The 11,535-nt window shown below is 39.7% G+C and carries 10 protein-coding genes; 2 read left to right on the top strand and 8 right to left on the bottom strand.

Annotated features, from left to right (window positions below; all coding sequences use genetic code 11):
• Window positions 1–17 precede the first annotated feature (17 nt).
• The 8 genes from rseP to rpsB all read right to left on the bottom strand — a co-directional run bounded on the left by rseP (window position 18) and on the right by rpsB (window position 7,645).
• Entirely contained in the window at window positions 18–1,376 is a 1,359-nt protein-coding gene (rseP, locus tag A6E03_RS03815; protein ID WP_065593902.1) for a sigma E protease regulator RseP, read from the bottom strand.
• 2 nt (window positions 1,377–1,378) lie between these two features.
• Window positions 1,379–2,581, bottom strand: a complete 1,203-nt coding sequence (ispC, locus tag A6E03_RS03810) for a 1-deoxy-D-xylulose-5-phosphate reductoisomerase (protein WP_065593903.1) — start codon at window positions 2,579–2,581, stop codon at window positions 1,379–1,381.
• Window positions 2,582–2,682: 101 nt separating this feature from the next.
• Window positions 2,683–3,522, bottom strand: coding sequence for a phosphatidate cytidylyltransferase (locus tag A6E03_RS03805; RefSeq protein ID WP_065593904.1), 840 nt, complete (start codon window positions 3,520–3,522; stop codon window positions 2,683–2,685).
• 3 nt (window positions 3,523–3,525) lie between these two features.
• Window positions 3,526–4,299 (bottom strand): isoprenyl transferase, encoded by a 774-nt coding sequence (locus tag A6E03_RS03800; protein WP_065593905.1) that lies wholly within the window; start codon window positions 4,297–4,299, stop codon window positions 3,526–3,528.
• A gap of 123 nt (window positions 4,300–4,422) precedes the next feature.
• On the bottom strand, window positions 4,423–4,980 hold the full coding sequence (gene frr, locus A6E03_RS03795; protein ID WP_065593906.1) for a ribosome recycling factor: 558 nt from the start codon (window positions 4,978–4,980) through the stop codon (window positions 4,423–4,425).
• A 35-nt stretch (window positions 4,981–5,015) separates the two neighbouring features.
• A complete protein-coding gene (gene pyrH, locus A6E03_RS03790; RefSeq protein WP_065593907.1) occupies window positions 5,016–5,747 on the bottom strand; it encodes a UMP kinase in 732 nt (243 codons plus the stop codon).
• Between the two features lie 184 nt (window positions 5,748–5,931).
• A complete protein-coding gene (gene tsf, locus A6E03_RS03785) occupies window positions 5,932–6,780 on the bottom strand; it encodes a translation elongation factor Ts (protein ID WP_065593908.1) in 849 nt (282 codons plus the stop codon).
• Window positions 6,781–6,913: 133 nt separating this feature from the next.
• Window positions 6,914–7,645 (bottom strand): 30S ribosomal protein S2, encoded by a 732-nt coding sequence (gene rpsB / locus A6E03_RS03780; RefSeq protein WP_065593909.1) that lies wholly within the window; start codon window positions 7,643–7,645, stop codon window positions 6,914–6,916.
• Between the two features lie 367 nt (window positions 7,646–8,012).
• Here rpsB and map point away from each other — a divergent pair, with 367 nt between their 5' ends.
• Together map and glnD are read left to right on the top strand one after the other, a co-directional pair.
• Window positions 8,013–8,840: a type I methionyl aminopeptidase gene (gene map / locus A6E03_RS03775; RefSeq protein ID WP_065600200.1), complete on the top strand. Its 828-nt coding sequence runs from the start codon at window positions 8,013–8,015 to the stop codon at window positions 8,838–8,840.
• A gap of 55 nt (window positions 8,841–8,895) precedes the next feature.
• Entirely contained in the window at window positions 8,896–11,517 is a 2,622-nt protein-coding gene (gene glnD, locus A6E03_RS03770) for a bifunctional uridylyltransferase/uridylyl-removing protein GlnD (protein ID WP_065600199.1), read from the top strand.
• Window positions 11,518–11,535: the final 18 nt, after the last annotated feature.

Below are 11,535 nucleotides of genomic sequence, written 5' to 3'. Positions count from 1 at the left end.
AATTCCCTTGCTACTACTTAAAGGCGCATAAAGTCGTTAAATAAAGCGACAGCCATTAATGACATGATCATTGCTGTACCTACTTTATAACCAATTTCCTGAACTCTTTCCGATACGGGTTTACGTGTAATGCCTTCAATAGCAAAAAAGAGTAAATGTCCGCCATCCAGTACCGGAAGAGGCAATAGATTAATAATACCTAAATTAACACTAATTAAAGCTAAAAATCCTAAAAATGATACTAAACCATACTCAGCGGTTGTCCCTGCTCCTTTTGCTATGGAGATTGGGCCACTTAAGTTGTTTAAAGCAACATCACCCGTGAACAATTTTTTTGTCATGGTTAATGTTAAATCAATAATACTGCCTGTTTTTTCAATCGCTTTTCCAAGCGCAATGATTGGGCCGTACTGTTTTTCATAACGATAGCCTTCAGGCCATTGCTCAAATACTGGTGAAACACCAGCAAAGCCGATCACATTGCCTTTCGCATTTTCTTTACTATCTGGCGTTAATGCCAACGTAGTTTCAACACCATCACGAAGAACGGTTAGTTCAATCGTTTTATTTGGATTGGCTTGAATGGCATTCACCATATCTTGCCATTCCGTTAATTTAATTCCATTAACCGAAGCTAAGCTATCTCCAGCACGTAAACCTGATTTTTCGGCGGCGCTGTTCGCACTAACATTCGCTATATTAAGCGTCAATTTAGGACGATAAGGTAAAAAACCTAATGACACCATCGGTGAATCTTTTTCTGGGTCAAATGCCCACTCTGATAAATCAAGATTTTTAGTAATATCTACACCAATATTATTTTTATCGCTGTAGGTTACCGTCATTGATTCATCACCAATATGAGAAACAATTGCCATGTTTACCGATTCCCAATCGGAAGTTTTGATTCCTGAAATGGCTTTTAGTTCCACTCCAGATTCAATTCCTGCTTGAGAAAAGATAGAATTATTTTCAATATGACCGACAACAGGCTTAAGTGCTGTTACTCCGATCATAAAAGCAAGCCAGCATGCAATTACGGCAAAAATAAAGTTCGCGATTGGACCCGCAGCAACAATAGCGCTCCTCTGCCATAGAGGACGATTATTAAATGCATGCTTTTTTAACTCTTCAGGCACATCGTCAACACGCTCATCAAGCATTTTCACATAACCACCAAGAGGGATCATGGAAATACTGTATTCAGTGCCGTCTTTGCCTTTTTTACTCCAAAGCGCTTTACCAAAACCAATAGAAAACTTTTCAACAATTACACCACAACGGCGTGCAACCCAAAAGTGTCCGTATTCATGTACGGCAACAAGAATGCCCAATGCAATGATGAATGATGCTAAATTCCATAGAAGTTCTGACATAGTTAAACCTTTTTAATTGCCTCATCGGCATAATGACGGGCCATTCTATCTAGGTCAATCAGGCTTTCCAAGCTATCTAGCTCAAGGTTTTGGAAGTTTGCGCATACTTTGTCCAAAACCAACTCATTAATTCGAGCTATGTCAGTAAATTTAATCTGTCCGTTCAAAAAAGCAGCGACCGATTGTTCATTCGCGGCATTTAGTCCTGTTGTTGCATGTTGACCTAAATAACAAGCATCAATGGCTAATTTTAAACATGGGTAGCGGGAAAAATCAGGGGCGATAAAACTAAACTCACCAATTTTGGTAAAGTCTAGCGGCTCCACTCCTGCATTCACTCGCTTAGGGTAGGACATAGTACAGGCGATAGGCGTTCTCATATCAGGAAGCCCCATTTGCGCTAAGACTGAACCATCTTTGTACTGAACCATAGAGTGAATTACAGATTGTGGGTGAATCACAACTTTCAATTGTTCTTTACTTGCGTTAAACAACCAGCGAGCTTCAATATACTCCAACCCTTTGTTCATCATTGTTGCTGAATCAACAGAGATCTTCGGCCCCATTGACCAATTAGGGTGCGCTATCGCCATTTCAGGAGTAACTGACTCTAATTCTGAAATATTTGTATAACGAAATGGGCCACCTGAACCGGTCAATAAAATAGAGCTAATACCATTAGCATCTAAATCACAACGACCTAAATTAGTTTGAATACGTTCAGGAAGACATTGAAATATGGCATTATGTTCACTGTCGACGGGAAGTAATTCTGCCCCATACTTTTCGACGGCATCGATGAATAACTGCCCAGACATAACTAAGGCTTCTTTATTCGCAAGTAATATGCGTTTTCCTGCTTTTACTGCTGACATCGTTGGTAATAAACCAGCAGCACCAACAATTGCGGCCATTACGGTATCAATTTCATCAAGCTGAGCAATATGACAAAGTCCTTCTTCACCAGAAAAGACTTCAACATTAAGACGGTGTTCTTTAAGTTTGCCGATCAATGTATTTGCTGCGTCTGCACTTGCCATAGCCACATATTTGGGTTGCCATTCACAACAAAGCTCCAGCATTTTTTCAACGTTGCTTCCTGCACCTAATGCAACAACATCAAATTTATCAGCATTTTGTTTTGCGACTGAAAGTGTACTACTACCAATAGAGCCTGTAGCACCTAAAATGGTTAACTTGCGCATAATGAATGACCACAATGAAAATTGAATAGAAAAACGGTAGATTATAATATCTACCGTATAAATTAAGTTGATTTAGTTCTTCAAAATAGAAGAGAAACTAACTACAGAAAGTACAAGAAAGCAAACACTGGGAATGCAGCAGTTAAGCTATCAATACGATCTAAAATACCACCATGACCAGGAATGATTGTTCCACTGTCTTTTATACCAGATGCTCGTTTGAACATACTTTCAACAAGATCACCCAGAACAGAAATAATAATGGTAGCAATAAAAATACCTAGCATAGCAGCGGTACTGTCAAAACGGATATCAAATGCACTTGCGCCAATCCAACCGACAATAATGGCGGTAATTACGCCACCGATTAATCCTTCAATCGTTTTATTTGGACTTACGGCTGGTGACATTTTACGCTTACCAAAAGTTTTGCCCGCAAAGTAAGCACCACTATCTGCAGCCCATACCAATAAACAAACCAACAACACTAATTTTGCACCGTAGAAGCTATCAATTACATAACTGTCAGCTCGTAATAGTAAAATACTCCACAAAAATGGGATCATGGTTAGCCAACCAAAAAGGTGTTTTAAAAGTAGATTGTTTTGCCATAATTTCTTACTGCTTGGAAACGTAAGAACGAGTCCTGATGCAACTAACCACCAAACAGTACCAATCAATAATATCGCTTGGTGCCCATCACTTGGAATCATCAATTCAAGTGTTGATGTTGGAAGTAAAAATAAAGAGGCAGCAAGGGCTGCTACAGAAGGGATTAAAGCAACGTAACGTGATTTTGATTCAGTAAACTGAGTCCACTCCCAAAATCCAACCAGAGTAATTGCTGTGATCGCAATTAAGAAACCTTGCATTGGCAACATGAAAATGCCGGCAATAACTAGAGGTGCTAAGATAAGAGCAGTAATAATGCGCTGTTTCAAACTTTATCGATCCTTTTCGTTCATTAGAGCTTGGATTTGCTCACCCGTACAACCAAATCGTCTTTCTCGACTTACAAACCAAGCAACAGCATCAGCTAAGCTTTGTTCATTAAAATCAGGCCAATATTGGTCAGTGAAATAGAACTCAGCATAGGCCATTTGCCACAACATAAAGTTGCTAATACGGCATTCTCCACTGGTTCTTATCATCAAATCCACATCAGGCAAATCTGACATTGTTAGCTTAGAAGCAATCGCTTCTTCGTCAATTTCATTTGCCTGTAAGTTACCTTGTTCGACTTGATAAGCAAGTCGTTTTACAGCTTGAGTAATATCCCACTTGCCGCCATAATTTGCAGCAACATTTAACACTAAACCTGAATTTTCACAGGTTAATGCTTCCGCATCCACAATTTTCTTTTGAAGACGAGCGCTAAACTGAGAAGTATCACCTATCACACGTAACTGAATATTATTTTTATGAAGACGTTTTACCTCACGAGAAAGTACCGTGATAAACAACTCCATAAGAACGCTAACTTCTTCTTCGGGACGGCGCCAGTTTTCACTACTAAAAGCAAAAAGCGTAATCGCTTTAATATTTAATTTACTCGCTGCTGATATGGTTTTTCTCACCGCATCAACACCGGCTTTATGACCAAATACACGAGGTTTTCCCTGAGCTTTCGCCCAACGTCCATTACCATCCATAATTACCGCAATATGTTTTGGCAGTACTTCAAATGATAAAAACTCGCTGTTAGTTTGACTGGCCATATAACTCCCTTAAAAATAAAAGCGCTAATGTCTACACATAGCGCTTCTTATCGTGTTCACAGCTGATATCATATCATTAAATTAATAAAAAAATCAGCCTGAACAATGAGTAATAAAAGTAAATTATACTTCCATTAACTCTTTTTCTTTAACTGAAAGCACGTCATCAACACTCTTAACTGCTGCATCTGTCAGTTTTTGAATCTCATCTTGTGCTCTACGATCATCATCTTCTGATATTTCTTTGTCTTTAAGAAGACCTTTTAGATCGCCATTAGCATCACGACGGATGTTACGAACAGCAACACGAGCGCCTTCAGCTTCACCACGAACAATCTTAACAAGGTCTTTACGACGCTCTTCTGTTAATGGTGGAAGTGGTACACGAATTACCGTACCTGCAGACATTGGGTTTAAACCAAGGTCAGACATCATGATCGCTTTTTCAACAAGACCTGCAAGTTCTTTATCAAAAACAGTAATTGCAAGAGTACGAGAATCTTCAGCAATAATGTTTGCAACTTGATTGATCGGCGTTCTTGCACCGTAATACTCAACAGAAAGACCAGATAGAAGACTTGGGTGTGCACGACCTGTACGAATTTTTAACAGGTTATTTCTCAGTGACTCTACACTTTTTTCCATGCGCTCTTGAGCGTCTTTTTTAATTTCGTTAATCACAACTTCACCTTAATTGTTATTTTATTCAGGACTACTTATTCAGCGCTGCTGATTAAAGTACCTTCAGCTTCACCCATTACTACGCGACGTAATGCACCCGGCTTATTCATATTGAATACACGAATTGGCATTTTGTGGTCACGAGCAAGAGTAAATGCAGCTAAGTCCATAACTTTTAATTCTTTTTCAAGAACAGTGTTGTAATCCAGTTTATCATATAATTCTGCATCAGGGTTAGATACTGGATCAGCGGTAAACACACCATCTACTTTTGTCGCTTTTAAAACGATGTCAGCTTCAATTTCAATACCACGTAAACATGCAGCAGAATCGGTAGTAAAGAATGGGTTACCCGTTCCCGCAGAAAAGATCACTACGCGACCTTGACGCAATTGAGCAATAGCGTCAGCCCAATTGTAATCATCACACACGCCTTTTAGAGGGATAGCAGACATTACACGTGCATTTACATAAGCACGGTGAAGCGCATCACGCATAGCAAGGCCATTCATTACCGTTGCTAGCATACCCATGTGGTCACCTACAACACGGTTCATACCGGCTTCAGCAAGACCTGCACCACGGAAAAGATTACCGCCACCGATAACAACACCTACTTGAACACCAAGTTCAATCAATTCTTTTATCTCTTGAGCCATACGCTCAAGTGTTGCAGGGTCAATACCAAAACCCTCTTCGCCTTGAAGTGCTTCACCACTAAGTTTCAATAGAATACGCTGATATACTGGTTTCGGGTTCGTCGTCATGGTTCTTACCTTTTCACTAAGAGTTGTCGAAATAACTGTAGCCATTTAACATTAATCTTATTTACATAAATTAATAATAAGTGGTTACAACTATTATCTCATATCATTTTTAATCGATTTTAGTTCGCTTTCACAAAAAGACCGCAGCAAAGCCACGGTCTTTTTTATCAACAATACGTAAGGATTAACCTTTTTGTACCGCTGCTACTTCATCAGCAAAGCTCATTTCAACAGCTTTCTCGATACCTTCACCAACTTCTAAACGTACGAAGTTAGTTACTGATGCGCCGTTCTCTTTAAGAACTTCAGCAACAGTTTTCTTAGGTTCCATGATGAAAGCTTGACCTGTTAGAGAAACTTCGCCCGTGAATTTCTTCATACGGCCAATAACCATTTTCTCAGCGATTTCTTGAGGTTTGCCTTCGTTCATAGCGATTTCAACTTGAACAGCTTTTTCTTTTTCTACTACTTCAGCAGGTACGTCAGATGGGTTAACGTATTCAGGCTTAGAAGCAGCAACGTGCATAGCGATGTGCTTAAGCGTTTCAGCAGCACCTTCACCAGCAACAACAACACCGATTTTCTCGCCGTGACGGTAAGAAGCCAATGCAACGCCTTCAACTAGTTGAACGCGACGGATGCTGATGTTTTCGCCAATTTTAGTAACTAGAGCGATACGAGCATCTTCAAATTTAGCTTGAAGAGCAGTAATGTCGTTTAGACGTTCTGCTAAAGCTACTTCTGCAACTTCGTTAGCGAACGCTAGGAAGCCGCCATCTTTAGCTACGAAATCAGTTTGGCAGTTAACTTCAAGAAGAACGGCTACGCCAGCTTCTTCTTTAATGATGATTGTGCCTTCAGCAGCGATGTTGCCTGCTTTTTTAGCCGCTTTTGCTGCGCCAGATTTACGCATGTTTTCGATTGCTAACTCGATGTCGCCTTCAGCTTCAACAAGTGCTTTCTTACATTCCATCATACCAGCAGCAGTACGTTCACGAAGTTCTTTAACTAGAGCAGCAGTTACAGTTGCCATTCTCAATTCCTCAATATAAATAGGTTTAAAAGTTAAAAATCAGGGGCCAAATTGGGCCCCTGCTAACTATTTTTAGTTTACTACGAAACTAAAAGACTCACTAGGAGCAAATAATAATTCGACGAGTCGAAAATTACTCAGCTTCTACGAAACCGTCTTTTTCAGCTACAGCAGCTGCAACGTCTTGGTTACGACCAGACTTTACAGAATCAGCAGCAGCGTTCAGGTAAAGTTGGATTGCGCGGATTGCGTCATCGTTACCTGGGATAATGTAGTCAACGCCATCTGGGTTTGAGTTAGTATCAACAACAGCAAATACTGGGATACCTAGGTTGTTTGCTTCTTTAACTGCAATGTGCTCGTGATCAGCATCGATAACAAATAACGCGTCAGGAAGACCGTTCATGTTTTTGATACCGCCTAGAGATTTCTCTAGTTTTTCCATGCTACGCGTACGCATTAGCGCTTCTTTCTTAGTGATTTGCTCGAAAGTACCGTCTTGAGCTTGCACTTCGTATTCTTTTAAACGCTTGATAGACTGGCGAACAGTTTTAAAGTTAGTAAGCATGCCGCCTAACCAACGGTTGTTCACGTAGTACTGGTCACTGTTGATTGCAGCTTCTTTAACAGCTTCAGATGCAGCGCGCTTAGTACCAACGAAAAGAACTTTACCTTTTTTGCTACCGATTTTAGCAAGTTCTGCTAAAGCTTCGTTGAACATTGGTACCGTTTTTTCTAAGTTGATGATATGAACTTTATTACGAGCACCAAAGATGAATGGCTTCATTTTTGGGTTCCAGTAACGAGTTTGGTGACCGAAGTGAACACCAGCTTTAAGCATATCGCGCATTGATACAGTTGCCATTTGAGAATTCCTCTGTTAGTGGGGTTAGGCCTCCACATATCCCGCTAATAATCCGACCCTAACCAATTGATTAAAATAATCAAAAAATTGAGCACCCCAGACTGCGTGACGATATGTGTGTGATTTAAGATAAAAGTATGTTGGATTTGGCATACCATTGCATCAAACAATAGTTAACCAATCCGGCGCGCTTTATACCATAAAAACGCCGTTAAAATCTACTATTTTCAAAAAAATCATTCTGAATTCCTTTTAAACAAGAATTATTTTTCATTCTTCTTCATATTGAAAGATAAACACAGCCTAGGTAAACTAAGAACAATTATCGTTTAACCAGAACGATTTATTTCTAGATAGAGAAAAGCCCATGTCAGTAAATATTAAAAGCGCTGCAGAAATTGAAAAAATGCGCGTTGCCGGCCAATTAGCCGCAGAAGTACTTGAAATGATTGAACCCTTCGTAAAAGCTGGGGTAACAACTGAAGAACTTGACCAAATTTGCCACAAGCATATTACTGAAGTACAAGGTGCTATTCCTGCGCCACTGAACTACCATGGTTTTCCTAAATCTATTTGTACCTCAATCAATCACATTGTGTGCCACGGCATTCCGGCAACACAAGATGAGCAATACAATGGTTTTACTAAACCAGCAGTACTAAAAGACGGTGATATTCTTAATATCGACATTACAGTAATCAAAGATGGTTACCACGGCGATACATCTAAGATGTTTTTAATTGGTGACGTTAGCTCAACAGATAAACGCTTATGCTTAATTGCACAAGAAAGTCTGTATGTAGGCATGCGAAAAGTAAAACCTGGTGTAAAACTGGGTGAAATTGGTACTGCTATTCAAAAGTACATCAAGGGCACTACACCAAAATGCTCTATCGTTCGTGATTACTGCGGTCATGGTATAGGTTCTAAATTCCATGAAGAACCACAAGTCGTTCATTATAAGAATAATGATCGTACTGTACTAAAAGCCGGTATGACATTCACTATCGAACCAATGATTAACTTAGGTAAATTTGGTTGTCTACAAGATGACAATGATGGTTGGACAGTTTATACAGGTGACGGCAAAAATACCGCTCAATGGGAGCACACTATTTTAGTCACTGAAACAGGGTGTGAAGTACTAACACTTCGAGCTGAAGAAAGTATTCCTAGACACATGAATAACAAATAATAATGAAATAAACAGAAGGCTTCGGTCTTCTGTTTTTTTATCAGCAGGGATTGCTATGAATTATACATCTCCTCTTGCCTTATCCGACCAACAATTAACAATTGCTGAATTAAAACAACAGCTCGCATTCTTATCTCAACACCAAATTACATCTTTCCAGCAAAACGTGCCTGTTTCTGATTTGGTTTTTGAACGATCTTTCTATTTTGATCAACTACTGTCGCGGTTGTGGCGTTTTTTTGAATTTGAAAAGTTATCAAAAACAACATTAATTGCCGTTGGTGGCTATGGTCGTAGTGAGCTTCATCCTTTATCTGATATCGATATATTAATTTTAAGTAATGATAGTCCGAGTGATTCCTTTTGCCAAAAAGTCAGTGCATTTGTCACCTTACTTTGGGATTTGAAATTAGAGGTTGGCCATAGCGTTCGCTCTTTAAATGAATGCATAGAAATAGGGAAAAGTGACCTAACGGTTGCAACGAACCTTCAAGAATCCCGTTATATTTGTGGTGATAAAGAGTTTGCTCATAAACTAAAACTCAGTATTCACTCTGACAGTTTCTGGCCTAGTGACGCTTTTTATCAAGCTAAAATTGATGAACAGAAGAAGCGTCATAGCCGCTATCATGATACGACTTACAACCTAGAACCAGACATAAAATCCAGCCCTGGAGGGTTACGAGATATCCACACATTAAGCTGGATTGCTCGACGTCATTTTGGTGCAACTTCTCTTTTAGAAATGAGCCAAGCTGGCTTTTTAACGGACGCTGAATATCGAGAATTGCTTGAATGCCAAGAATTCCTATGGCGCGTTCGCTTTGCCTTACATATTGAACTTAAACGTTATGACAATCGCCTTACTTTTGGGCATCAACCACAAGTGGCTGAACGCTTAGGCTTTATTGGTGAGGGAAATCGTGGCGTTGAACGTATGATGAAAGAATTTTATCGCACACTGCGCCGCGTTGCCGAACTTAATAGCATGTTATTAAAGATTTTTGACGAAGCCATTATCCATCAAGGTGAACAAGAAAAAGCCATTATTATTAATGAGGATTTTCAGCGTCGCGGCCGTTTAATTGAAGCAAGAAAACCGGCATTATTTCAAGCTCGTCCTGATACCATCCTTGATATGTTTTTACTTATAGCAAATGACTCAACCATTGAAGGGGTTGCCCCACCGACAATGCGCCAATTGCGTACCGCACGCCGCAGGCTTAATCGCTTTTTATGTGAAATTCCAGAAGCTAGAGATAAGTTTATTCGCCTAACCCAGCACCCTAATGCACTTCATAAAGCATTCAGTGTTATGCATCGATTAGGTGTACTTTCTGCATACTTGCCGCAATGGAGTCAAATTGTAGGCCAAATGCAGTTTGACCTTTTTCATGCCTACACCGTTGATGAACACAGTATGCGTTTATTAAATCATATTAATACATTTTCAAACCCTGAAAATCGACAAAAACACCCAATATGTTGCGAAGTGTACCCAAAAATAAACAAAAAAGAGCTATTGATTATTGCGGCTATTTTCCATGATATAGCGAAAGGCCGCGGTGGTGACCATTCAGAACTCGGCGCTATTGATGCTTATGAATTTTGTATCCATCATGGATTATCAAAACCAGAAGCAAACCTTGTATCTTGGTTAGTTAAAAGCCATTTATTAATGTCTGTCACCGCTCAACGCCGTGATATTTATGACCCTGATGTTATTACTGAATTTGCAAAACAAGTTAGAGATGAAGAACGTTTAGACTATTTAGTATGTCTTACTGTTGCTGATATTAGTGCAACAAACCCAGACCTATGGAACAGTTGGAAACGTTCACTGATCGCGGATTTATATAATGCGACTCAGCGAGCATTACGCCGTGGTTTAGAAAATCCACCAGATATGCGTGATCGTATTCGACACAATCAACATATGGCTTCAGCTCAATTACGTGCCGAGGGTTTTACTCAATGGCAAGTTGAAGACTTATGGCGTCGATTTAAAGCTGATTATTTTTTACGTCACACACATCAGCAAATTACATGGCATGCAAGTAATCTTCTTCAGCACAAAAATAAAGAAGAATCATTAATACTTATCAGTAAAAATGCAACGCGCGGTGGCACTGAAATTTTCATTTACAGCAAAGACCAGGCGCATCTTTTTGCTACTGTTGCAGCAGAGCTTGATAGACGAAGCATTACTATCTATGACGCACAAATAATGTCGAGCAAAGATGGCTATGCCGTTGATACCTTTATGGTTCTTGACCAAAATGACGACCCTATTGATGAAGATAGACAGCAACGTTTAATCGATCAACTGTATGCAGTGGAGCTCGAAACTCAAGAAACGCACATTAAAACTCGTCGTCCACCACGTCAATTACAGCATTTTACCGTTAAGACTCGCATGGAATTTCTTCCAACAAAAACGGGGAAACGCACTTTGATGGAATTCGTAGCATTAGATACTCCAGGTTTACTAGCAACCGTCGGGGCAACTTTTGCACGTTTAGGTGTAAATCTTCACGCAGCAAAGATCACCACTATTGGTGAACGTGCAGAAGATCTTTTCATTCTAACCTCTGACGTAGGAGGAAGACTTGATGAAGATAAACAAGACGAGCTAAAAGCAGCGCTCATTGAAAATGTAGATAATTTAATAAATTAAGCGGTTTAAACAACTATA

This window comes from Aliivibrio sp. 1S128 (assembly GCF_001691065.1).
Classification (GTDB): domain Bacteria; phylum Pseudomonadota; class Gammaproteobacteria; order Enterobacterales; family Vibrionaceae; genus Aliivibrio.
This window is presented reverse-complemented; position numbering and strand designations above follow the sequence as displayed.

Coding starts and splice junctions, on each gene's coding strand:
- glnD (WP_065600199.1), top strand. CDS start 8,896: ATGAATTATACATCTCCTCTTGCCTTATCCGACCAACAATTAACAATT.
- pyrH (WP_065593907.1), bottom strand. CDS start 5,747: ATGACGACGAACCCGAAACCAGTATATCAGCGTATTCTATTGAAACTT.
- tsf (WP_065593908.1), bottom strand. CDS start 6,780: ATGGCAACTGTAACTGCTGCTCTAGTTAAAGAACTTCGTGAACGTACT.
- rseP (WP_065593902.1), bottom strand. CDS start 1,376: ATGTCAGAACTTCTATGGAATTTAGCATCATTCATCATTGCATTGGGC.
- rpsB (WP_065593909.1), bottom strand. CDS start 7,645: ATGGCAACTGTATCAATGCGCGATATGCTTAAAGCTGGTGTTCACTTC.
- map (WP_065600200.1), top strand. CDS start 8,013: ATGTCAGTAAATATTAAAAGCGCTGCAGAAATTGAAAAAATGCGCGTT.
- A6E03_RS03800 (WP_065593905.1), bottom strand. CDS start 4,299: ATGGCCAGTCAAACTAACAGCGAGTTTTTATCATTTGAAGTACTGCCA.
- ispC (WP_065593903.1), bottom strand. CDS start 2,581: ATGCGCAAGTTAACCATTTTAGGTGCTACAGGCTCTATTGGTAGTAGT.